General features: G+C 70.2%; 24 protein-coding genes and 1 tRNA gene. 19 read left to right on the forward strand and 6 right to left on the reverse strand.

The annotated features are described in order from the left end of the window. Window positions 1–4: 4 nt before the first annotated feature. A complete protein-coding gene (gene xylA / locus ACIPY8_RS03815) occupies window positions 5–1,192 on the reverse strand; it encodes a xylose isomerase (RefSeq protein ID WP_400815131.1) in 1,188 nt (395 codons plus the stop codon). A gap of 86 nt (window positions 1,193–1,278) precedes the next feature. On the opposite strand from xylA, the gene ACIPY8_RS03820 reads away from it, so the two are divergent. The 3 genes from ACIPY8_RS03820 (at window position 1,279) to ACIPY8_RS03830 (ending at window position 4,128) form a co-directional block, all read left to right on the forward strand. Next, on the forward strand, window positions 1,279–2,448 hold the full coding sequence (locus ACIPY8_RS03820) for an ROK family protein (protein ID WP_400815133.1): 1,170 nt from the start codon (window positions 1,279–1,281) through the stop codon (window positions 2,446–2,448). Between the two features lie 79 nt (window positions 2,449–2,527). Then, the gene (locus ACIPY8_RS03825; RefSeq protein WP_400815135.1) at window positions 2,528–3,391 is read left to right on the forward strand and encodes a GyrI-like domain-containing protein; all 864 of its coding nucleotides are present in this window, start codon (window positions 2,528–2,530) and stop codon (window positions 3,389–3,391) included. Between the two features lie 104 nt (window positions 3,392–3,495). Then, entirely contained in the window at window positions 3,496–4,128 is a 633-nt protein-coding gene (locus ACIPY8_RS03830; RefSeq protein ID WP_400815137.1) for a GyrI-like domain-containing protein, read from the forward strand. A gap of 4 nt (window positions 4,129–4,132) precedes the next feature. Here ACIPY8_RS03830 and ACIPY8_RS03835 read toward each other — a convergent pair whose 3' ends face one another. Continuing rightward, window positions 4,133–4,525 (reverse strand): nuclear transport factor 2 family protein, encoded by a 393-nt coding sequence (locus tag ACIPY8_RS03835; protein ID WP_400815140.1) that lies wholly within the window; start codon window positions 4,523–4,525, stop codon window positions 4,133–4,135. 106 nt (window positions 4,526–4,631) lie between these two features. Here ACIPY8_RS03835 and ACIPY8_RS03840 point away from each other — a divergent pair, with 106 nt between their 5' ends. Next, window positions 4,632–5,042, forward strand: coding sequence for a winged helix-turn-helix transcriptional regulator (locus ACIPY8_RS03840; protein ID WP_400815143.1), 411 nt, complete (start codon window positions 4,632–4,634; stop codon window positions 5,040–5,042). A 55-nt stretch (window positions 5,043–5,097) separates the two neighbouring features. Then, a complete protein-coding gene (locus tag ACIPY8_RS03845) occupies window positions 5,098–5,895 on the forward strand; it encodes a DUF1206 domain-containing protein (RefSeq protein ID WP_400815146.1) in 798 nt (265 codons plus the stop codon). Between the two features lie 285 nt (window positions 5,896–6,180). Here the strand turns inward: ACIPY8_RS03845 and ACIPY8_RS03850 are convergent, their stop codons facing one another. Continuing rightward, on the reverse strand, window positions 6,181–6,828 hold the full coding sequence (locus ACIPY8_RS03850) for a LysE family translocator (protein WP_400815149.1): 648 nt from the start codon (window positions 6,826–6,828) through the stop codon (window positions 6,181–6,183). A 64-nt stretch (window positions 6,829–6,892) separates the two neighbouring features. Here ACIPY8_RS03850 and ACIPY8_RS03855 point away from each other — a divergent pair, with 64 nt between their 5' ends. From ACIPY8_RS03855 to ACIPY8_RS03895, 9 genes are all read left to right on the forward strand, one after another. Beyond that, a complete protein-coding gene (locus ACIPY8_RS03855; protein WP_400815152.1) occupies window positions 6,893–8,200 on the forward strand; it encodes an aminotransferase class V-fold PLP-dependent enzyme in 1,308 nt (435 codons plus the stop codon). Next, window positions 8,197–8,631, forward strand: coding sequence for a Fe-S cluster assembly sulfur transfer protein SufU (gene sufU / locus ACIPY8_RS03860; protein ID WP_400815154.1), 435 nt, complete (start codon window positions 8,197–8,199; stop codon window positions 8,629–8,631). The genes ACIPY8_RS03855 and sufU overlap by 4 nt, the downstream gene beginning before the upstream one ends. A gap of 34 nt (window positions 8,632–8,665) precedes the next feature. After that, the gene (locus ACIPY8_RS03865; protein ID WP_400815156.1) at window positions 8,666–9,616 is read left to right on the forward strand and encodes a GNAT family N-acetyltransferase; all 951 of its coding nucleotides are present in this window, start codon (window positions 8,666–8,668) and stop codon (window positions 9,614–9,616) included. Between the two features lie 52 nt (window positions 9,617–9,668). Then, the gene (locus ACIPY8_RS03870) at window positions 9,669–10,310 is read left to right on the forward strand and encodes an NADPH-dependent F420 reductase (protein ID WP_400815159.1); all 642 of its coding nucleotides are present in this window, start codon (window positions 9,669–9,671) and stop codon (window positions 10,308–10,310) included. Window positions 10,311–10,378: 68 nt separating this feature from the next. Next, window positions 10,379–11,047, forward strand: coding sequence for a GntR family transcriptional regulator (locus ACIPY8_RS03875; protein WP_400815161.1), 669 nt, complete (start codon window positions 10,379–10,381; stop codon window positions 11,045–11,047). Window positions 11,048–11,159: 112 nt separating this feature from the next. After that, window positions 11,160–11,369, forward strand: coding sequence for a heavy-metal-associated domain-containing protein (locus ACIPY8_RS03880; protein WP_400815163.1), 210 nt, complete (start codon window positions 11,160–11,162; stop codon window positions 11,367–11,369). A gap of 8 nt (window positions 11,370–11,377) precedes the next feature. Beyond that, the gene (locus tag ACIPY8_RS03885) at window positions 11,378–13,603 is read left to right on the forward strand and encodes a heavy metal translocating P-type ATPase (RefSeq protein WP_400815165.1); all 2,226 of its coding nucleotides are present in this window, start codon (window positions 11,378–11,380) and stop codon (window positions 13,601–13,603) included. Window positions 13,604–13,683: 80 nt separating this feature from the next. Beyond that, the gene (locus ACIPY8_RS03890) at window positions 13,684–13,929 is read left to right on the forward strand and encodes a hypothetical protein (protein WP_400815167.1); all 246 of its coding nucleotides are present in this window, start codon (window positions 13,684–13,686) and stop codon (window positions 13,927–13,929) included. A gap of 7 nt (window positions 13,930–13,936) precedes the next feature. Beyond that, window positions 13,937–14,803: a hypothetical protein gene (locus ACIPY8_RS03895; protein WP_400815168.1), complete on the forward strand. Its 867-nt coding sequence runs from the start codon at window positions 13,937–13,939 to the stop codon at window positions 14,801–14,803. A gap of 21 nt (window positions 14,804–14,824) precedes the next feature. On the opposite strand, the gene ACIPY8_RS03900 is transcribed toward ACIPY8_RS03895, so the two are convergent. Next, complete coding sequence (locus ACIPY8_RS03900) at window positions 14,825–15,661, reverse strand: SDR family NAD(P)-dependent oxidoreductase (RefSeq protein ID WP_400815170.1); 837 nt, start codon at window positions 15,659–15,661, stop codon at window positions 14,825–14,827. A gap of 129 nt (window positions 15,662–15,790) precedes the next feature. On the opposite strand from ACIPY8_RS03900, the gene ACIPY8_RS03905 reads away from it, so the two are divergent. Beyond that, window positions 15,791–16,375 (forward strand): asparagine synthase, encoded by a 585-nt coding sequence (locus tag ACIPY8_RS03905; protein ID WP_400815172.1) that lies wholly within the window; start codon window positions 15,791–15,793, stop codon window positions 16,373–16,375. A 66-nt stretch (window positions 16,376–16,441) separates the two neighbouring features. Further along, window positions 16,442–16,514 (forward strand) — tRNA-Arg (locus tag ACIPY8_RS03910). 142 nt (window positions 16,515–16,656) lie between these two features. Here ACIPY8_RS03910 and ACIPY8_RS03915 read toward each other — a convergent pair. Further along, on the reverse strand, window positions 16,657–16,905 hold the full coding sequence (locus ACIPY8_RS03915; RefSeq protein ID WP_400815174.1) for a helix-turn-helix domain-containing protein: 249 nt from the start codon (window positions 16,903–16,905) through the stop codon (window positions 16,657–16,659). Window positions 16,906–17,102: 197 nt separating this feature from the next. On the opposite strand from ACIPY8_RS03915, the gene ACIPY8_RS03920 reads away from it, so the two are divergent. After that, window positions 17,103–17,258: a hypothetical protein gene (locus ACIPY8_RS03920; protein WP_400815175.1), complete on the forward strand. Its 156-nt coding sequence runs from the start codon at window positions 17,103–17,105 to the stop codon at window positions 17,256–17,258. Between the two features lie 67 nt (window positions 17,259–17,325). Here the strand turns inward: ACIPY8_RS03920 and ACIPY8_RS03925 are convergent, their stop codons facing one another. Continuing rightward, window positions 17,326–18,267 (reverse strand): LysR family transcriptional regulator, encoded by a 942-nt coding sequence (locus ACIPY8_RS03925; protein ID WP_400815177.1) that lies wholly within the window; start codon window positions 18,265–18,267, stop codon window positions 17,326–17,328. Window positions 18,268–18,365: 98 nt separating this feature from the next. On the opposite strand from ACIPY8_RS03925, the gene ACIPY8_RS03930 reads away from it, so the two are divergent. Together ACIPY8_RS03930 and ACIPY8_RS03935 are read left to right on the forward strand one after the other, a co-directional pair. Beyond that, complete coding sequence (locus ACIPY8_RS03930; RefSeq protein WP_400815180.1) at window positions 18,366–19,361, forward strand: putative oxygenase MesX; 996 nt, start codon at window positions 18,366–18,368, stop codon at window positions 19,359–19,361. 11 nt (window positions 19,362–19,372) lie between these two features. Beyond that, entirely contained in the window at window positions 19,373–20,401 is a 1,029-nt protein-coding gene (locus tag ACIPY8_RS03935; protein ID WP_400817640.1) for a methionine synthase, read from the forward strand. The last annotated feature ends 6 nt before the right edge of the window (window positions 20,402–20,407 follow it).

Below are 20,407 nucleotides of genomic sequence, written 5' to 3' on the forward strand. Positions count from 1 at the left end.
ACGATCAGCGGGCGCCGAGCAGGTGCTCGGTCGCGAGCTGCTGCAGGCGGACGAACCCGGATCCCTTGCCGCCGAAGTAGGCGTTCGGGTCGAAGTCCTCGTAGGCCGACCGGTCGGCGAGGAAGTCGTCGTAGGTCTCGCCCGGGGCGAAGGTCGGCGTCGACAGCTCGTCGACACGAGCGGCGGCCAGGGCCTCCTGCACCTCGGGGTCGGCGCGGAAGGCGGCCGCGCGCTCCTTGAGCAGCAGGTAGGTGCGCATGTTCGCGGCGGCCGACTCCCAGACGCCGGTCTCGTCCTCGGTGCGGCTCGGCTTGTAGTCGAAGTGGCGGGGGCCGTCGTAGGCGGGGACGCCGCCCGGGCCGCCGTTCTCGAGCAGGTCGACGAGCGAGAACGCGTTGTGCAGGTCGCCGTGCCCGAACACGAGGTCCTGGTCGTACTTGATCCCGCGCTGACCGTTCAGGTCGATGTGGAAGAGCTTGCCGTGGAACAGCGCCTGCGCGATGCCGGCGGTGAAGTTGAGTCCGGCCATCTGCTCGTGCCCGACCTCGGGGTTGACGCCCACGAGCTCGGGGCGCTCGAGCGAGTCGATGAACGCGATCGCGTGGCCGAGCGTGGGGAGAAGGATGTCGCCACGGGGCTCGTTGGGCTTCGGCTCGATCGCGAAGCGGATGTCGTAGCCCTTGTCGGTCACGTAGTCGCCGAGCAGGTTCACGCCCTCGCGGTAACGCTCGAGCGCGGCGCGGACGTCCTTGGCGGAGTCGTACTCGGCGCCCTCGCGGCCGCCCCACATGACGAAGGTCTTCGCTCCGAGCTCGGCACCGAGGTCGAGCTGGCGGAACACCTTGCGCAGGGCGTAGCGACGAACGGCGCGGTCGTTCGACGTGAAGCCGCCGTCCTTGAACACGGGGGCGCTGAAGAGGTTGGTCGTGACCATCGGCACGACGATGCCGGTGTCGGCGAGGGCGCCCGTGAGACGGTCGATCTGCCGCTGACGTTCGGCGTCGGTGGATCCGAACGCGAACAGGTCGTCGTCGTGGAACGTCAGACCGTAGGCGCCGAGCTCGGCGAGCTTCTCGACCGCGTGCACGACGTCGAGCGCCGGACGGGTCGGGCCGCCGAACGGATCGGCTCCGTTGTAGCCGATGGTCCAGAGACCGAAGGAGAACTTGTCGTCACGGGTGGGGGTGGGCATCGTCGCTCCTGCGCAGGTCATCGAATAAGTTGCGTGAGACAACATATCTCATGACAGCGGCGGCGTCCACCCTTTACAGTGAGGGGATGCCGTCATCGACGAGTCCCGCCACGGGCACCCGCCCGCACAACCTCGCGCGCCTCCTGCGGCTCGTCCATGAGCTCGGAGCGCAGTCCCGCGCCGAGCTCACCGAGACCACCGGGCTGAACCGCTCGACCATCGCCGACCTCGTCGCCGAGCTGGTGCGCCGTGGTCTCGTCGAGGAGAGCGTGCCGGACATCCCCGGACGTGTCGGTCGTCCCTCGCCCGTCGTCACGGCGTCATCCCGCGTCGTCGCGATCGCGGTCAACCCCGAGATCGATGCGACCGAGATCGCCGCGGTCGGCCTCGATCGCAGCATCCTGCTGCGCGAGCGGATCGCGCACGACGCCGTGCCGACTCCCGACGACGTCGTCGCCGTGATCGTCGAACGGCTCTCCGCGTGGCGCGAGGGCGCCCTCACCGACGCGCGCGTCGAATCGGTGGGGATCGCGGTTCCCGGCCTCGTGCGGGCGAGCGACGGCGTCGTGCGCAACGCCCCGCACCTGCACTGGACGGACGTGCCGCTGGCGGAGCGCGTGCGCAGCGCGACCGGACTGCCGGTGTTCGTCGACAACGACGCCACCCTCGGCGCCATCGCCGAGCACCGCTACGGCGCCGGGAGCGGCATCGACGACGTCGTGTACCTCAACGGCGGTGCCTCCGGCATCGGCGGCGGACTCATCATCCACGGCATCCCCGTCACGGGCGCCGGCGGCTACGCGGGGGAGTTCGGTCAGAACCGGCCGCGAATATCCGACGACGCCGACCGCCGCACCGACGACGGCGTTCTGGAGTCGGAGGTGAGCCGACGGCTGCTCCTCGACGCCGTGGGTCTGACGGACGCCGATGACGACACCCTCGACGCCGAGCTCACCGCCTCGGAGTCGCCGGCGGTGATCGAGGAGGTCGCGCGTCAGACCCGCGTGCTCGTGAGTGCGCTCGCGAACGCGGTGAACGTCCTCAACCCCGGGGCCGTGGTGCTCGGCGGCTTCCTGGCGACGCTCGCCGGGCTGCGTGGAGAAGCACTGGTCGATGACGTGGCCGGGCTCGCGATGGCCGAGAGCGCCGGGGGACTCGAGCTGCGCCCGGCGGCTCTCGGCGCGGACCGTCTGCTGATCGGTGCCGCCGAGTTCGCGTTCGCCGCGCTGCTCGCCGACCCTGCGGAGCACGGCTGACACCCCGATCGCATCCGGCCCGGATGATCGGGTGCGAGACACCGCGCGGGGCGCACGATAGTGGGGAAAGGAGGACCTCATGATCGGAACGCTGAACGCCCTGATCGACCGCATCGAGGCCGCCTCGGGCGAGGAGTTCGACGTCGCCGACTTCGCACGACGTCAGGGCACGACCGAGTATCACCTGCGCCGGATGTTCTCCGCGCTCGCGGGCATGCCGCTGTCGGAATACATCCGTCGGCGTCGCATGACCCTCGCGGGCGCGGAGCTCGTGTCGGGGGTGCCGAGCGTCCTGGACGTCGCGGTGCGCCACGGATACGGATCGGTCGAGGCGTTCGGCCGCGCCTTCCGTGCCGTGCACGGCATCAGCGTCGCCGACGCGCGCCGAGATGGGGGCCCTCTCCGCACACAGGCGACGCTCCGGTTCCACCTGAGCGTCGAAGGAAGAAACCCGATGGACGTCACCATCATCACCGCACCCGAGCTCGTCCTCATCGGCCATGCCGTCGAGGTGCCGCTCCTCCACGAGGGCGTCAACCCGCACATCCAGGCGCACGTCGCCTCGATCGTCCCGGAGGAGAACGTCCGCCTGAAGTCGCTCAACGACGCCGAGCCGCGAGGAATCCTCGCCGTCACCGGCGACATCGCACCGGATGCGCCTGAGGGCACGATGCTCACCTACTTGCACGGGGTCTCGATCCGACCGGATGCCGAGCCGCCGGCCGACCTCGACGCGATACGGGTCGAGGCGGGATCCTGGGCCGTGTTCGCGTCGAGCGGGCCGTTCCCCGAGACGCTGCAGAACCTCTGGGCCGCGACCGCGACCGAGTGGTTCCCGTCGAACCCGTGGCGACTGCGCCCCGGGCCGTCGATCCTGCGCTATCTCGAGTTCACCGGCACACGCGCGACGTGTGAGCTGTGGATGGCGGTCGAGCCGGCCTGATCGTCCGGGCGGGCGGAATCTCTCCGCCCGCCCGGGTCCCCGGTCCGTGTCGCCGGCTCGTGCGACACTGGGCGCACCGGGCCCGCTGACGCCGAGGAGCCGCCATGCCGATCGACCCGAAGAAGACGTTCGACTCGTACCGCGCGAAGCGCGGGCAGTTCCGGGTGCTCGAGGTGCCGCCGTTGCAGTACCTCATGGTCGACGGAGCGGGCGATCCGAACATCGCACCCGAGTACGCGGATGCCGTGTCCTCGCTGTTCCCGCTCGCCTACACGCTGAAGTTCGCCGCACGGGCTCAGCTCGGCATCGACACGGTGGTGATGCCCCTCGAGGGCCTGTGGCACGCGCCGGACATGGCGTCGTTCACGTCGCGGCGCGACAAGTCCGCGTGGCTCTGGACCATGATGATCATGGTTCCCGAGCACATCACGACGCAGATGTTCGCGGACGCCGTCGACGCCGTCGAGGCGAAGGCCGCGAAGAAGCGCGAGCCGGCTCCCGCCGCACTGCGGTCGGTGCGACTCGCGACGCTCGACGAGGGACTCAGTGTGCAGACGCTGCATGTCGGGTCGTACGACGACGAGGCCCCGGTGCTCGCCGAACTGCACGAACGGTTCGTCCCCGACAACGGCCTGCGCATGACGGGGCGTCACCACGAGATCTACCTCGGCGATCCGCGTCGCGTCGAGCCCGACCGGCTGCGCACGATCCTGCGTCAGCCGGTCGAGCGGGTGTGAACGGTCAGGCGGTGCCCCAGAAGGCGTCCTCGGCGGCCTGATCCTCGCTGAGGAGCCACACCTCGGCGATGCGCTCGCCCACCACGCGGAAGACGTCGACGCCGTGCTGAGCGAGGTCGGTGCGACCCGAGCGCTGCGCACGGAACCGCACGGTCATGACGACGAGGTCGCCGCTGGCCGTGACCGTGTCGGGCTCGAGCACGAAGGTGCCCCCGCTGAGCTGCATGAACCGTCCGAGGTGGGCGACGATCGCGGCCGGCCCGCGATGATCCCCCGACACCACGTTGGCGCCCGGCTGATGCCACACGGCATCCTCGTCGAAGGTCGCCGCGAGCGCCTCCATGTCTCCCGCGGCCATGGCCGCTCCGTATCGTCCCACGACGTCGATCGCCGACATGTCTCTCCCTTTCGTTGGCCCGGTACCGGTCGATCGATCGGTACCCTGATGGTCCAGCGTCCCGATCGGGGCCTGGTTACTTCAACGTCACCGGAGGAGCACCCGCATGAGCGGCGAGTGGACGGTGTTCTCCGCGAGCTGCCCCTCGCGGGCCTCCCTCGCGCGCATCGCGAACAAGTGGACGGCGATGGTCGTGGTGCTCCTGCACGAGCAGCCCCGACGGTTCGGGGAGCTGCACCGCGAGGTCGACGGCGTGACGAAGAAGGTGCTCGCCGACACCCTCCGAGCGCTCGAGCGCGACGGGATGGTCGTGCGTGCGGCGCACGCCGACGGTCACGCGCGTTACGACCTCACGCCCCTCGGACGAACGCTGCACGAACCGCTGCGGGCGCTGCAGGTGTGGGCGGAGTCGCACGTCGAGGAGGTGCTCGCCGCGCAGGACCTCTACGACGCCGAGCTCGACGACCGGATCGCCCCGGTCGCCGTCCCGGTTCCCGCGACGGAGGCGGACCGATGACGGCGCGGGAATCAAGGCCCTCCAGCGGATCGCCGCACGGAGATATCCTGCACGGATGACGACAGCGAAGTCCGCCGCGCGCGAAGCCCGGGGATCCGACGCCTTCCGCCGCATCGCCCGTGCCGGTTTCGTGGTGGTGGGCCTGGTGCACATCATCATCGGAGCCCTCGCCGTCTCGATCGCCTCGGGTGCCGGCGGGGACGCCGATCAGGACGGCGCCATGGAGCAGATCCGCTCCACTCCCGTCGGCGGTCTCGTGCTGGCCGTGATCGCCGCGGCGCTCATCGCCCTGGCCGTGTGGAACATCGTCAGCGCCTTCGTCGCGACGGGCGGTGAGGTCAAGAAGTGGGGGCAGCGCATCAAGCTCCTCGGCATCGCGGTCGCCTATCTCGTGATCGCCGGACTCGCGACCGTCTACGCCTTCGGCGGGAACGCCGAGTCGGAGGAGTCCTCGCAGACGCTCAGCGCCGTGCTCCTGTCCGCGCCGGGAGGGGTGATCCTGCTCATCGCGATCGGCCTGACCGTGGTCGGGGTGGGCATCGGGTTCATCGTCAGCGGATTCACGCGCGGTTTCGAGAAGCTGCTCGATCTGCCCTCGGGGAAAGGGCGGATGCCGATCGTCGCGCTGGGAGTCACCGGCTATCTCGCGAAGGGCGTCGCCGTCTCCGTCACGGGTGTGCTGTTCGTGATCGCCGCGTGGACCCATGATCCCGACAAGTCCGGCGGGTTGGATGCCGCACTGCGCAGCCTCGCCGACCTGCCGTACGGACGCGTGATCCTCTGGCTCGTCGGAGCCGGACTCGCGGTGTACGGGATCTTCTCGATCGCCCGCGCCCGCTACGCCCGCATGTGATGACGCCGTCGTCCACAGGCCGAACTCGGCATGAGACCACTCAAGTACACTGAGTACACAGGAGTACACACCTCGCCGAAGGACCGTGACTTCCTCCGCGCCATGTCCGAGGACGACGGGCCTTCGATGTCGGCGGACATCGGTCGTCGGCTCGGCGACAGGAAAAACACCATCAGCAACTACCGGGCCCGACTCATAGATGCGGGGCTCGTGCAGCCCGCGGGTCGCGGGCGACTCGACTTCGCCCTGCCTGGTCTGCGCGAGCACCTTCGTCAGATGTGACGCTCAGGCGGTCGCGGGCTTCTCGCTCCAGAACAGCAGGAACGCGCCGAGAGCGATCATGAGCCCGCCTCCGGTCGCGCCCATCGCCTCGATCCGCCGCGGCGAGCGACCGAACCACTGCCGGGCGGCGCTCGCGAGCAGCACCCAGATCGCATCGCACGAGACGCCGATCGCCACGACGATCACGCCCAGCAGCAGAAGCTGCATCGGCACCGCCCCGGCCCGCAGGTCGACGAACTGCGGGAGGATCGCGAGGAAGAACGCGATCGACTTGGGGTTCGTCATGCCGACCACGAAGCCCTCGCCGAGCAGGCGCGCTCCCGAACGGCGCTGCGGGGAGCCGGTGACGACCGCCGCGGCATCCTTCCGGTGACGGATCGCCTGGATGCCCAGGAACACGAGGTACCCGGCGCCGAGCACCTTGACGATCGTGAACAGCACGGCCGACTGCGCGATCACCGTGCCGACCCCGAGCGCCACGCCGGCCACGAGCACGAGGGAGCCGAGGGCCGTGCCGAGGATGCTGAGGAAGCCGCCGAGCCTTCCGAGGGCCATCGCGCGTCCGATCGTGAACAGCACCGTCGGGCCGGGGATCACGACCATGATGAACGCCGCGACGACGAACGTCGCGAGGGTGTCGCCGCTGATCATGGTGCGAGCCTAGACCCGCTGGACCCGCGACCCCGACACGTGCGCCGGATGAGAAGCTAGAAGGATGAGCCCTCTCCGCCCTGCCGACGTGTTCGAGCCGCTGACGGATGCCGACGTGCGGCGGCTCCGCGAGGACTTCCCGATCCTCCAGGCCGAGGTCAACGGTCATCCGCTGTCGTACCTCGATTCGGGCGCCACCTCCCAGCGTCCGCTGTCGGTGCTCGATGCCGAGCGTGAGTTCGCGACCACGCTGAACGCCGCCGTGCACCGCGGCGCGCACACCCTCGCCGCCGAGGCCACAGAGGTCTTCGAGGAGGCGCGGGCGACGGTCGCGCGCTTCATCGGGGCCGACGAGAGCGAGATCGTCTGGACCTCCAACGCGACCGAGGCGATCAACCTCGTGGCCTACTCGATCTCCAACGCGTCGCTCGGGCGCGGCGGGGATGCCGCCGCGGGGCTGCGGATCGGACCGGGCGACGAGATCGTCACGACCGAGATGGAGCATCACGCGAACCTCATCCCGTGGCAGGAGCTCGCGGCGCGCACCGGCGCCACCCTGCGGGTGATCCCGCTCGACGACCACGGCGCGCTGCGCCTCGACGTCGCCGCCGAGCTGATCGGCGAGCGCACCCGGCTCGTGGCATTCACCCACGTGTCCAACGTGCTCGGCGTCGTGAACCCGGTGGACCAGCTCGTCGGGATGGCCCGAGCCGCGGGGTCGCTCGTGCTTCTCGACGCCTGCCAGTCGGCGCCCCACCTGCCGCTCGACGTCCATGCGCTCGACGTCGACTTCGCGGTGATCTCCGGACACAAGATGCTCGGACCGACGGGCATCGGGGCGCTCTACGGTCGCCGGGCCCTGCTCGAGGCCATGCCGCCGTTCCTCACCGGCGGCTCGATGATCACGACCGTGACGACGACCGAGGCCGAGTACCTGCCGCCGCCTCAGCGCTTCGAAGCGGGCACGCAGCGCGTCTCGCAGGCGGTCGCGCTCGCCGCGGCGATCGACTACCTGGGCGCGGTGGGCGTGGACCGCATCGCCGCGCACGAGGCCGCCTTCGGCCGTCGCCTCGTCGAGGGGCTCGGCGCCATCGACGGGGTGCAGGTGCTCGGTGCGGACATCGACCTGCCGCGCGTCGGACTCGCCAGCTTCGACGTCGCCGGCATCCACTCGCACGACGTGGGTCAGTACCTCGACGATCTCGGCATCGCCGTGCGGGTCGGCCATCACTGCGCGCAGCCGCTGCACCGACGACTCGGCATCACCTCGTCGACCAGGGCCAGCACATACGTGTACACGACCGAGGCCGAGGTGGAGGCCGTGATCGACGGCGTCGCCGGAGCCATCCGATTCTTCGGGAGGGGCGCATGAGCGACCTGCAGAACCTGTACCAGGAGCTCATCCTCGACCACTCGCGCACCCCGCACGGCTTCGGCCTGCGCGAGGAGATCGCGGCGCAGTCGCACCAGGTCAATCCGACGTGCGGCGACGAGGTCACGCTGCAGGTGCACCGCGCCGCCGACGGCAGCGTCGAGGCGATCGCATGGGAGGGCCACGGCTGCGCGATCTCGCAGGCCTCGGCCTCGCTGCTCGCCGAGCTCGCGGAAGGGCTGACGGTGGAGGACCTCGAGGTGCGGATCGCGGCATTCCGTGAGGCGATGCGGTCCCGCGGGAAGATCGAACCGGACGAGGAGCTGCTCGGAGACGCCGCGGCGCTCGGCGGCGTCTCCCGGTACGTGGCACGCGTGAAGTGCGCGATGCTCGCGTGGGTCGCGGTGGAGGACGCCCTGCACAAGTCCTGAGCGTCGTGTCGAGGCCGGGGTGCAGGATGGAGTCATGCCTGTGCAGCTGATACCCCTCGACGAGAGCCGTTTCGACGCCTGGTTGATCGCCACGAGGGAGCGTCTCATCCGGCTGCGCCAGGGGTCGCGGATGCTGCTCGGCGACGACGCCGTCGCGCACGCCGACGCGTTCCTCGCCGAACTGCTTCCGGACGGGTCGGCGACCGAGACCTCTCTGATCCTCACGATCGTCGACGACGGCACCGAGGCGCCCGGGGAGATCGGCACGGTCTGGCTCGCGGCGAACGACGGCATCCTCTTCGTGGTCGACCTCGCGTTCTCGACCGCTCCCGACGAGGGGCAGCGCGACGAGCTCTTCGACGCCCTGACCGCACTCGTCACCCGGCAGGGCGTGCACCGCCTGAGCATGGCGCTCTACGCGACGGATGCCGACGGTCACGCCTTCCTGCAGGGGCGCGGCTTCGAGCTCGCGTCGATGCAGATGCTGCTGGAGCCGCTGCCCGGCCGCGACGTGGCGCCGCGGGTGCAACTGCGACGCATGACGCCGGAGCGCTTCCGCACCTTCGCGGCCTACTCCGAGGCGGCGTTCGCCGACGATCTCGTCGCATCCGGGCGCTACTCCGCCGAGGCTGCGGCGACGGAGTCGCATCGGCAGATGACGCTCGAGCTCCCGGACGGCGTGGACTCGTCCGGTCAGATGCTGTTCACGGCGCATGCGGACGGCGATGAGGTCGGCATCCTGTGGCTCGGTGAGCGCACGCGCGACGTACGGCCCCACGTCTTCGTGCTCGACATCGAGGTGGCCGAGGGGCACCGTCGGCGCGGACACGGGCGGGAGATCATGCTCGCCGCCGAGCAGGCGGCGCGACAGGTCGGCGCGGAGTCGATCGGCCTGCACGTGTTCGGGTTCAATGCCGGGGCGATCGCGCTGTACGAGAGTCTCGGCTATCGCCGGGTCGAACAGCGGTTCCTGCGCTCCGTGTGACGCCGTGACGCCGCCGGGGGAATAGCCGCGCGGCATCCGTGTTGGCACCCTCATGAGCACTCTCGGAATCATCGGAGCAGGACACATCGGCAGTCAGATCGCGCGCGTCGCGATCGCCGACGGGTACGACGTCGTGATCGCGAACTCGCGCGGTCCGGAGACGCTCGCCGGTCTCATCGAGGACCTCGGTCCGAGGGCCCGCGCGGCGACAGCCTCCGACGCGGCGGCCGCGGCGGACGTCGCCGTCGTGACCATCCCGCTCGGACGCATCGACGATCTGCCGGTGGACGAGCTCGCGGGGAAGATCGTCCTGGACACGAACAACTACTACTTCGAGCGCGACGGGCACATCGACGAGCTCGATCGCGGCGAGACGACGACCTCCGAGCTGCTGCAGCGCACGCTGCCCACCTCGCGCGTCGTGAAGGCCTTCAACCACATCGGTGCTCCGGACATCACCACCACGGGTTCTCCCGCCGGGACGCCGGACCGCCGTGCCCTGGCGACGGCGGGCGACGACGCGGAGGCCGTGGACTTCGTCATGCGCCTCTACGACGCGGCGGGGTTCGACACCGTGAACGTCGGGCCGCTGAGCGAGTCGTGGCGTGTCGAGCGCGACCGTCCGGCGTACGTCGTGCGTCAGAACGCCGACGAACTGCGGGCCAACCTCGCGATCGCGAACCGACTGCCCTGATCCGGATCGCTGCGGGCGTTGGGATACCAAAGTTGTCCCGCGGAGTTCCGGGATGAGACAATCCCGTTATGGCGGAGGCGGGGGCGGCCGGCGAACTCGAGTCGGCGAGAGTGACGCGCATCCTGCGCGACGACATCGTCCTGGGGCGGCGTGCCCCCGGCTCCCGACTCGTCGAACGGGACATCGCGGCGGAGCTCGACGTCTCACGTCTTCCCGTCCGTGAGGCGATCCGCGCACTGGTCGCCGAGGGAGTCGTCATCGCGCGCCCGCGCACGTGGGCCGTGGTGCGCGAGTTCACCCTGAAGGAGCTCCAGGACTTCGGCGAGGTGCGCGAGGCGATCGAGACGACGATCTTCGTCTTCGCGGCGCAGCGGCGCACGCCCGAGGGCCTCGACCGGCTCCGGGATGTCTACGAGCAGGAGTTCGCGGCGGCGCACGCGGGTCAGGTCGAGGAGGCGCGGATCGCGGCCAGCCTGTTCCACGAGGTCGCTGCGCATCTGGCGGCGAACGACACGATCTTCGAGTTCGTGAGCGTGTTCGCGACGCGGCTGCGGTGGCTCTTCGGCCAGCACGACGACCTGATCGAGACCGCCGAGGAGCATCGGATCATCCTCGAGGCCGTCGAGGCGCAGGATGCCGTGGCGCTGCGCGCTCTGATCCCGCAGCACACCATGAACGCGGTCGCATCCGCTGCTCGGCGGCTGGGTGTCGACGCCCCTCCGGCGGCGGCGCCGTGACGGGCTGATCCACTCGGCGCCGATCGGGCCGCCCGGTCCGAATCCTTCACTCGCGCCCCACCGGATACCCTAGGGGGGTATAGTGGACCTGTCGCCGACGGAAGGAACAGCCATGACCATCACGACGTACACCGTGGCCGGGATGACCTGCGGGCATTGCGAGGGATCCGTGCGCAGCGAGGTCTCGAAGATCGACGGCGTGACCGCGATCGACGTGAGCGCCGCCTCCGGCGCCCTCGTCGTCACCTCGGACGGAGCCCCCGACGACGCCGCCGTGCTGGCGGCGGTCGACGAGGCCGGCTACCGCGCCACGCGCGACTGACCCCGGTCATGACCAGCGGAGCGGTCTACGACCTCGAGATCGGCGGGATGACGTGCGCGTCGTGCGCCGCGCGCATCGAGAAGCGTCTCAACGGGATGGACGGCGTGTCGGCCTCGGTGAACTACGCGACCGAGAAGGCGCACGTCGAGGTCGCCCCCGGTGTCGACGCCGATGACCTCATCTCCGAGGTCGTGCGCAGCGGATACACGGCCGCCCTGCCGCGAGACGTCGAATCCGATGCACCGGACCCCGCCTATCGGATGCTGCGGCGACGCCTGGTCGTCGCCGGCGTGCTCGCGGTGCCGGTCATCCTCCTCGCCATGATCGAGCCGCTCCAGTTCCCGGGATGGCAGTGGGCGTCGCTGGCCCTCGCCACGCCGGTCGTCGTCTGGGCTGCCTGGCCCTTCCACCGCGCAGCCGTGCTCAACGCGCGGCATCGCACCGTCACGATGGACACGCTGATCTCCGTCGGCGTCACGGCTGCGTACCTGTGGTCGCTGTACGCGCTGGTCTTCGGGACGGCGGGCATGTGGGGCATGACCCATCCGTTCCGCTTCACGATCGAACGAGGCGACGGTCTCGGCAGCATCTACCTCGAGGTCGCGGCCGGCGTCACCCTGTTCCTGCTGCTCGGACGGTTCCTCGAGCAGCGCTCCAAGCGCCGGGCCGGAGCCGCGCTGCGCGCTCTCGGCGAGCTCGGCGCCAAGGACGTGTCCGTCGTGCGCGACGGCGTGGAGGAGCGGATGCCGCTCACCCGGCTCGACGTCGGCGACGTGTTCTCGGTGCGCCCGGGTGAGAAGGTCGCGACCGACGGCGTCGTGGTCGAGGGGGCGTCCGCCGTGGACGCCTCCATGCTCACGGGAGAGTCGATTCCGGTCGAGGTGCGCCCGGGCGACGCCGTCACGGGCGCGACCGTCAACGTCGGCGGTCGGCTGCTCGTGCGGGCCACGCGCGTCGGTGCGGACACGCAGCTCGCGCGGATGGCGCAGCTCGTGGAGGAGGCGCAGTCGGGCAAGGCCGAGGCCCAGCGTCTCGCCGACCGGCTGTCGGCGGTGTTCGTGCCGATCGTGTTCGCGATCTCGGCGCTCACGCTCACGATCTGGCTGCTGAGCGGCGGCGGAGCGGCGGCGGCCTTCACAGCGGCGGTGGCGGTGCTCATCATCGCGTGCCCGTGCGCGCTGGGTCTTGCGACGCCCATGGCCCTTCTCGTCGGGACGGGGCGCGGCGCGCAGCTCGGCGTCCTCATCAAGGGGCCGGAGGTGCTGGAGTCCACGCGCCGCGTCGACACGATCGTGCTCGACAAGACCGGCACGGTCACCACGGGGCGCATGACGCTCGTGGACGTGATCGCCGCCGAGGGCGAGGACGAGGATGCGGTGCTGCGCGTCGCCGCGGCGCTCGAAGACGCGTCCGAGCATCCGATCGCGCAGGCCGTGGTGCGCGCCGCCACCGAGCGGTTCGGCGACGTCCTGCCCGTCGTGGACTTCCAGAGCGTGCAGGGCCGGGGCGTGTCGGGCGTCGTCGAGGGGCGAGGGGTGGTCGTCGGTCGGCCGTCGTTCCTCGGCGACTGGGGTCTCTCGCTCGACGATCGGCTCGCCGCGGACTTCGCGACGGCCGAGGAGCAGGCGCGGACGGCGGTCGCGGTGGCCTGGGACGGTCGCGTGCGAGGCATCCTCGTGGTGGCCGATCGCATCAAGCCGAGCAGCCCCGCGGCGATCGCCGCTCTTCGCGGCCTCGGGCTGACCCCGGTGCTGCTGACGGGCGACAACGAACGCGCGGCCCTGACCGTCGCGGCCGAGATCGGCGTGGAGCACGTGCGCGCCGGGGTCCTCCCCGAGCAGAAGGCCACGGAGGTCGTCGCGCTGCAGCAGGATCGTCGCGTCGTCGCGATGGTGGGCGACGGGGTCAACGACGCCGCCGCGCTGGCGCAGTCCGATCTCGGTATCGCCATGGGCACGGGAACGGACGCCGCGATCGAGGCCTCCGACCTGACGCTCGTACGCGGCGATCTGTGGGGAGCGGTCGATGCGATCCGCCTCGCCCGACGCACCCTCGCCACCATCCGGGGCAACCTGTTCTGGGCGCTCGCGTACAACGTCGCGGCGATCCCGCTCGCGGCACTGGGACTGCTCAACCCGATGCTCGCCGGCGCGGCCATGGCCTTCTCCAGCGTGTTCGTCGTGGTGAACAGCCTGCGGCTGCGCAGGTTCCGCAGCGCCGCGCCCCGCGCATGAGCTGGTAGCGCCCCCGGCACCTGGCTATATTTGGCCCTACGGAATCGTTCCGGACGCACGTTCATGTTCTGGGGAGCGATATGCGGGTCATCGCGGTGATCGCCGGAGGGCTGCTCGTGGTCGGCGGAGGCGTTCTCGTCGTGGTCGCGGACCAGCAGCGGGTCGATGCGCTGGCCGAGGCCGAGACCGCGGTCGTCCGCGCGCAGGAGCGTCTCGACGAGGCTCAGGACCGCGCCGATCTCCTCGCCGGCCAGCTCACCGCGCTGCGCTCGACCATCGCCGAACAGGACGCGCAGATCGCCGACGCGACGGGTTTCCTGCCGTGAGTCGCCGATGGTGATCCGTCGCGTCGTCTCGGTCGTCGTCGTGGGCGCTCTCATGATGGGCGTCGGCGTCGTCGCCCGGGCCGCCGCCCTCGAGCACCAGCGCGCCGATGTGATCGCCGAGCTGCAGACGCTCACGCAGTCCGTCAACCGCACGCAGATGCGCGTCGATCACCTCGAGGGGATGATCGAGGTCGCCGAGCACGACACCGCCGACCGCGCCGCCGTCCTCGAGGTGCGCCCGGCGTTCCTCGACCAGATCACCGCCTTCGGCGCGGTGGTCAGCGGCGCGGGCGACGCGGTCGACACCTCGGCGCCCCTCGCCTCCGCGCTCTCCGCGCAGCAGACCGTGCTCGCCGAGCACGCCGATCCCGCTGTCGTGGTCGCCGCGACCGCCACCGTGCAGGCCCTGACCCAGAAGATCGGGGAGGACGTGGCGGCGTGGCAGGCCGAGCAGTCCGCGGGGCCGGGCGGGCCGCGCTGGTCGTCCGGCGGACCGGAGGGCTACGCACGGGTACGCGCCGCGCTCGACACGGTCGGAGGTGCGGGGGTGGGTCTCTACGAGTCGTCGTCGTGCGCGGGCGGCACCGCCCCGGCGTGCGCCAACAGCAACGGCTACATCAAGTACCGCGCCGACATCGCCGGCTGGAGCTCCGAGCGGCTGGAGTGGGCCATGGCGCACGAGCTCGCGCACATCTACCAGTTCCAGGTGTGGGGATCGCTGACCTCGGCGGGCGCCTACCACTCGCTGTTCGGCGGCGACCCGGAGTTCCTGGCGAACTGCATGGCGGTCGTGCGCGGCTACCCCGGCTCGGTGGGCTGCAACGCCGATCAGCAGGCCTGGGCCTCGGGCATCTGGGTCGGCGCGGTGCGCTGAGACCCACGCCGGCCGAGCGCGTCAGCGGAGCGGCGTGGTCGTGTCGACGGCCTCGCGCAGCGGCCGGCGCATCGCCCGCCAGTACCCCGACGGGCTGAGCCGCACGAGCACGTCGATCAGGCGCGCCTCGCGGCCGACCATGGTCCGCGCGCGACGCCTCTCGGTCGCCCGGATGATCTGCGCCGCGGCGTCCGCCGGTTCCGTGTGGTACATCGCTGCCTGCGCCTTCGCCGCCCGCGCGGCCACCGCCGGGTCGAGAGCGGCGGCGTACCGTCCGTGCAGGATGATCCCCGTGCGCACACCGGCGGGGTACACGGCACCCACCGTGACGGAGGAGTCCTCGAGCTCGTGCCGCAGCGCCTCCGAGAACCCGCGCACCGCGAACTTGCTCATCGAGTACGGGATGCGGCCCGCCGGCGCGGCCATCGCGTACACGCTCGCGAAGTGGGTGATGTGCGCGGCGGGAGCGGCACGGAGCGCGGGCAGCAGTGCCTTGGTGATGGACACCGTGCCCCAGAGGTTCACGTCGACGAGCCAGCGCATCTCCTCCATGGTCAGCTGATCGAGCGTGCCGAGCATCGAGGAGCCCGCGCACGTGAGGAGAGCGTTGATGCGCGGGTGCGACTCCTGCACGAGGCGGGCGGTCGCGAGCACCGCCTCGTCGTCGCGGAGATCCACGACGTGGGTCGTCACGGTCCCGTCGAGCTCGGCCGCCAGGGCGGCAAGCGCCTCCGCGTTGTGATCCAGCAGCGCCAGATGCACGCCGCGCGGGGCGAGGAGCCGTGCGATCTCGGCGCCCATGCCGCTCGCGGCCCCCGTGATCACGGTCGTGCTCCCGGTCAGCGCGAGACGCGTCATGGTTGCTCCTCCGGCCGCTGATCGGGAGCGGCACCGATCCCCGGACGAGTCCTCGCGACCCGCATCCGCTCCATTCTGACCGACCGCTTCCGGGGGCGAAACCGGTACGCTCGAAGGGAGGAGGTAGCGGTGGGACGAACGGCGGAGGCCATCGCGGAAGGCGTCGCGATCGCGACCGCTGCGGCGCGCCTCGCGGTGAAGAATCACATCCTCATCGGCACGATCGCCGAGGGCGGCGTGTTCGACATGCAGAAGTACATGGACGACGCGCGCGAGGCCCTGCGCGCCATGGCCGAGGAGTCCGAGGAGGCCGAGGAGAACCTCACGGCGCTGCGCAAGCGCGCCCGGGGTCGGCACTCCGATCCCTCGGGCACGCACGACTACCGCGACCGCGACGTGCGCAACCTCCGCCGCCGCGCCAAGCAGTCGCACGGCGTCGCGACGAAGCTGCGCGAGATGATGCAGGACGACGAGGCGCTGAAGTCGATCGTGGAGGAGGCCCGCGGCGCCGCATGGTCCGACGTGCGTCACAACCTCGATCGCCGCCTGCGCGTCGAGGGCATGCGCCCCGACCAGGACCCCGACTACGAGCGGATGCGTGACGCCCGCATGCAGGCTCTCCGCCTCGTCGACCTGCAGGCGCTGTCGTCGCTGCAGCGGGCCAAGGCCAAGCGCCGCAAGAAGCAGGAGAAGGCCGCCGAGCGCGCCTCCTGAGCCCTCGATTCGCAATCGCCTGAGGACTGTTATAAGCTGTTCCACGGCCCGCTGAGCGGTCCAGGAGCGCCCGTAGCTCAATGGATAGAGCATCTGACTACGGATCAGAAGGTTAGGGGTTCGAGTCCCTTCGGGCGCACATCACCGGAAGTCCCCGTCGCATCTGCGGCGGGGATTTCTGCATCCCGGGTACGTGTCGTCGAGAGATCGAGATCGCCGCGGACGCGGCACATTCCGAGACGTTCTCCATCTCTCAACTGCGGGGGTGAGGGTGTGGGCGGTCAGGCGTCGGGCGAGGGTGCGAGACGGTACAGGACCTGCGGTCGTCCGCGCTTGCCGTAGCGATGAGCCAGATCGATCACGCCGGTCGCGACGAGGTGGTCGAGGTAGCGGCGAGTGGTGGCGCGCGAGAGCGAGCAGGCCCCCGCCACTTCGGATGCCGACAGCGAGGTGACCGGATCGAGCGCGGCGATCACGCGCGCCAGCGTGACGTCGGCGAGCCCCTTCGGCAGGCCGTCCGGTCGGTCCATCGACGTCGTCGCCCGTTCGGTCCCGCGTTCCCCCAGTCGGATGGTTCCGGTGGCGAGCAGGCGGTCGACTTCGCCCTGCGCGAGCGGGCGATCGTGCTGCTGGCCGTCTCGCGCGCTCCGTCGCGCGGCGTACTCTTCCAGCTCATCATCGGCATGGTGCTCGGGGCGCTCGCCGAGCCAGCCTGCGCGATGCCGCCATGAGTGCGAACGGCGACTTCGCCGTGCTCGTGCAGGGGCCGATCGCCATCACGCTGTACGCGCTGCTGGCCGTGGTGCTGGCGCTCGCCATCCGCGGCCGCATCGTGGCTCGGACCCAGGCGAAGGTGTCGGAGAAGGAAGCTGTCGACGCGTGACGCCGCGTTGAGGGAATCTCTCTGCGGCGGTGCGGCTGCGGTGGCGCGGCGGACGCCTCGCGCGCGGCTAGCCGAGGAGCGTCACTCCGAAGCCGGCGACGACGGCTCGGAGCTCCTCGAGGTAGCGCTGCGCCTGCTCGGTGAGCGGGATGGCGGAGTGCCCGATCCATCCGATCTCGATGCGCTCGTCGACGTCGAGGGGGATCGCGACGATCTCGGGGTCGAGGTCGTCGCTGATGATGCCGGTGGAGATCGTGTAGCCGTGGAGGCCGATCATGAGGTTGAAGATGGTCGCGCGGTCGCTGACGCGGATCTCCTGCGCGCTCGACAGGGTGGAGAGGATCTCCTCGGCGAAGTAGAACGAGTTGTTCGCGCCCTGGTCGAACGTGAGCCGGGGAAAGCCCGCGAGATCGTCGAGGGTCACGCGATCGCGGACGGCGAGGGGGTTCGTGCGCGACACGAAGATGTGCGGATCGGCGAGGAACAGCGGGCGGAACGAGAGACCCGAGTCGCGGAGCAGTTTGTCGATGACGCTGCGGTTGAAGTCGTTGCGGTACAGGATGCCGAGTTCGCTGCGCAGCGTCCGGACGTCCTCGATGATGTCCCAGGTGCGGGTCTCCCGCAGGGAGAACTCGTACTCCGCGGCGCCGCTCGCCTTCACCATCCGCACGAACGCGTCGATCACGAACGAGTAGTGCTGCGCCGAGACCCCGAGCAGACGACGCGAGGGCGGTCGGCCGAGGTAGCGCTGTTCGAGGAGCTCGACCTGCTCGGTCACCTGACGCGCGTATCCGAGGAACTCCGCGCCGTCGGCGGTGAGAGTGACGCCACGGGCCGAACGGAGGAGGAGGGTGCGCCCCGCGCGGGACTCGAGGTCCTTCATGGCGGCGGACATCGTGGGCTGTGACACGTACAACAGGTCGGCGGCCGCGCTGATCGACCCTTCCGCGGCGACCTCGACGAAGTAGTGCAGCTGCTGCAGCGTGATGCCGCTGGATGTCCGAGCCATAGCTACAGGCTATATCCATGCATAGCTCGGGGTAGTTACCCGATATGCGCGCGGGACGCGCACCATGGAATCACCGACTTCCAGCAGATGGGCCCCTCATGGCGAACGACTTCACGTTCCACATCACCACCACGCGTTTCGACGAGGACTACTCGCCGTCCGACGACTCGCGCATCACCACGAACTTCGCCAATCTCGCCCGCGGAGAGCACCGTCAGCAGAACCTCCGCAACGCCCTCACGATGATCGACCGTCGTTTCAACGACCTCGCGCACTGGGACAACCCGACCCGCGACCGCTACACGCTCGAGCTCGACATCATCTCGGCCGGCGTCGAGTTCACCGCCGACGGCGAGGACAAGCGGTTCCCGCTGCTCGAGGTCCTCGACATCCAGATCGTCGACCGCGCGACGGGCGCGCGACACCACGGCATCGTGGGTAACAACTTCTCGTCCTACGTCCGCGACTTCGATTTCAGCGTGCTGCTGCCCGCCGCCACCGAGGCCGCCGGGAGGTTCACGCTCCCCGAGGACTTCGGTTCACTGCACGGCAAGCTGTTCCGCCACTTCCTCGCCTCCGAGGCGTACCGCGAGCGCTTCACGATGTCGCCCGTGATCTGCATCAGCGTGTCGACGAGCAAGGAGTACCGCCGCACCGAGAACCATCACCCGATCCTCGGCGTCGAGTACGTGCAGGACGACGACGGCTCCCTCACCGACGCGTACTTCGGGAAGATGGGCCTGAAGGTGCGCTACTTCATGCCCCCGGGGAGCGTCGCGCCGCTCGCGTTCTACTTCGAGGGCGATCTGCTGGGCGACTACTCGAACCTGCAGCTCATCGGCACCATCAGCACGATGGAGACGTTCCAGAAGATCTACCGCCCGGAGATCTACAACGCCAACTCCGCCGCCGCGAGCGTCTATCGTCCGACGCTCGATCAGAGCGACTACTCGACGACCGAGATCGGGTACGACCGCGTCGAGCGCAGCCAGCTCGCGCTCGCGCAGGGCAAGCACACGGCGGAGCACTTCATCGAGCCGCACCGCGACGTGCTGGCGCAGTGGGCCGCCTCCTACCCGGTCGCGGCCGCGTGAGCGCGTCGACCGTGAACACGATCCTTCCCACGTCGATCGTCGGCAGCCTCCCGAAGCCCTCCTGGCTCGCGCAGCCCGAGACGCTCTGGTCCCCTTGGAAGCTCGAGGGCGACGCTCTGGCTGAGGGCAAGCAGGATGCTCTGCGCAGCGCCGTCCAGGAGCAGACCCGCCGCGGCATCGACGTCATCAGCGACGGCGAGCAGACCCGTCAGCACTTCGTCACGACGTTCATCGAGCACCTCAGCGGCGTGGACTTCGATCAGCGCGAGACGGTGCGGATCCGCGACCGGTACGACGCGAGCGTGCCGACCGTGGTCGGGGCCGTGAGCCGCGAGAAGTCCGTGTTCGTCGATGATGCGAAGTTCCTCCGCCGGCAGACCGACCGGCCGATCAAGTGGGCGCTGCCCGGGCCGATGACCATGATCGACACTCTGTCCGACCGGCATTACCGCAGCCGCGAGAAGCTGGCGTGGGAGTTCGCGACGATCCTCAATCAGGAGGCGCGGGAGCTCGAGGCCGCGGGCGTCGACGTCATCCAGTTCGATGAGCCGGCGTTCAACGTCTTCTTCGACGAGCTCAAGGACTGGGGGGTCGCGACGCTCGAGCGGGCGGCCGAGGGGCTGCGCGCCGAGACCGTCGTGCACATCTGCTACGGCTACGGCATCAAGGCGAACACCGACTGGAAGGCGACGCTCGGGCCGGAGTGGCGTCAGTACGAGGAGTCGTTCCCGCTGCTGCAGAAGTCCATCATCGACACGGTGTCGCTCGAGCGTGCGCACTCCCACGTCCCGCTCGACCTCATCGAGGTGATCCGCGGCAAGAAGGTCATGCTCGGGGCGATCGACGTCGCGAGCGACACGGTCGAGACTCCGGAGCAGGTCGCCGACGTCCTGCGTGAGGCGCTGGAGTTCGTGGATGCCGACAAGCTCGTGCCGAGCACCAACTGCGGCATGGCTCCGCTGCCCCGCGACGCCGCCCTGGCGAAGCTCAGTGCGCTGAGCGCGGGCGCAGCGCTGCTCCGGGAGGAGCTCGCGAACTGAGACCGG

Origin of the sequence: Microbacterium sp. NPDC089696 (assembly GCF_044749125.1) — a bacterium.
Classification (GTDB): domain Bacteria; phylum Actinomycetota; class Actinomycetes; order Actinomycetales; family Microbacteriaceae; genus Microbacterium.

What these genes read in the sequence shown, in the direction of transcription:
- ACIPY8_RS03845 (WP_400815146.1), top strand. Translation starts at nt 5,098, where the DNA reads ATGACGACAGCGAAGTCCGCCGCGCGCGAAGCCCGGGGATCCGACGCC.
- ACIPY8_RS03925 (WP_400815177.1), bottom strand. Translation starts at nt 18,267, where the DNA reads ATGGCTCGGACATCCAGCGGCATCACGCTGCAGCAGCTGCACTACTTC.
- ACIPY8_RS03820 (WP_400815133.1), top strand. Translation starts at nt 1,279, where the DNA reads ATGCCGTCATCGACGAGTCCCGCCACGGGCACCCGCCCGCACAACCTC.
- ACIPY8_RS03830 (WP_400815137.1), top strand. Translation starts at nt 3,496, where the DNA reads ATGCCGATCGACCCGAAGAAGACGTTCGACTCGTACCGCGCGAAGCGC.
- ACIPY8_RS03855 (WP_400815152.1), top strand. Translation starts at nt 6,893, where the DNA reads ATGAGCCCTCTCCGCCCTGCCGACGTGTTCGAGCCGCTGACGGATGCC.
- ACIPY8_RS03915 (WP_400815174.1), bottom strand. Translation starts at nt 16,905, where the DNA reads ATGGACCGACCGGACGGCCTGCCGAAGGGGCTCGCCGACGTCACGCTG.
- ACIPY8_RS03930 (WP_400815180.1), top strand. Translation starts at nt 18,366, where the DNA reads ATGGCGAACGACTTCACGTTCCACATCACCACCACGCGTTTCGACGAG.
- ACIPY8_RS03920 (WP_400815175.1), top strand. Translation starts at nt 17,103, where the DNA reads ATGAGTGCGAACGGCGACTTCGCCGTGCTCGTGCAGGGGCCGATCGCC.
- ACIPY8_RS03875 (WP_400815161.1), top strand. Translation starts at nt 10,379, where the DNA reads ATGGCGGAGGCGGGGGCGGCCGGCGAACTCGAGTCGGCGAGAGTGACG.
- ACIPY8_RS03850 (WP_400815149.1), bottom strand. Translation starts at nt 6,828, where the DNA reads ATGATCAGCGGCGACACCCTCGCGACGTTCGTCGTCGCGGCGTTCATC.
- ACIPY8_RS03825 (WP_400815135.1), top strand. Translation starts at nt 2,528, where the DNA reads ATGATCGGAACGCTGAACGCCCTGATCGACCGCATCGAGGCCGCCTCG.
- sufU (WP_400815154.1), top strand. Translation starts at nt 8,197, where the DNA reads ATGAGCGACCTGCAGAACCTGTACCAGGAGCTCATCCTCGACCACTCG.
- ACIPY8_RS03900 (WP_400815170.1), bottom strand. Translation starts at nt 15,661, where the DNA reads ATGACGCGTCTCGCGCTGACCGGGAGCACGACCGTGATCACGGGGGCC.
- ACIPY8_RS03885 (WP_400815165.1), top strand. Translation starts at nt 11,378, where the DNA reads ATGACCAGCGGAGCGGTCTACGACCTCGAGATCGGCGGGATGACGTGC.
- ACIPY8_RS03835 (WP_400815140.1), bottom strand. Translation starts at nt 4,525, where the DNA reads ATGTCGGCGATCGACGTCGTGGGACGATACGGAGCGGCCATGGCCGCG.
- xylA (WP_400815131.1), bottom strand. Translation starts at nt 1,192, where the DNA reads ATGCCCACCCCCACCCGTGACGACAAGTTCTCCTTCGGTCTCTGGACC.
- ACIPY8_RS03870 (WP_400815159.1), top strand. Translation starts at nt 9,669, where the DNA reads ATGAGCACTCTCGGAATCATCGGAGCAGGACACATCGGCAGTCAGATC.
- ACIPY8_RS03880 (WP_400815163.1), top strand. Translation starts at nt 11,160, where the DNA reads ATGACCATCACGACGTACACCGTGGCCGGGATGACCTGCGGGCATTGC.
- ACIPY8_RS03895 (WP_400815168.1), top strand. Translation starts at nt 13,937, where the DNA reads ATGGTGATCCGTCGCGTCGTCTCGGTCGTCGTCGTGGGCGCTCTCATG.
- ACIPY8_RS03865 (WP_400815156.1), top strand. Translation starts at nt 8,666, where the DNA reads ATGCCTGTGCAGCTGATACCCCTCGACGAGAGCCGTTTCGACGCCTGG.
- ACIPY8_RS03890 (WP_400815167.1), top strand. Translation starts at nt 13,684, where the DNA reads ATGCGGGTCATCGCGGTGATCGCCGGAGGGCTGCTCGTGGTCGGCGGA.
- ACIPY8_RS03840 (WP_400815143.1), top strand. Translation starts at nt 4,632, where the DNA reads ATGAGCGGCGAGTGGACGGTGTTCTCCGCGAGCTGCCCCTCGCGGGCC.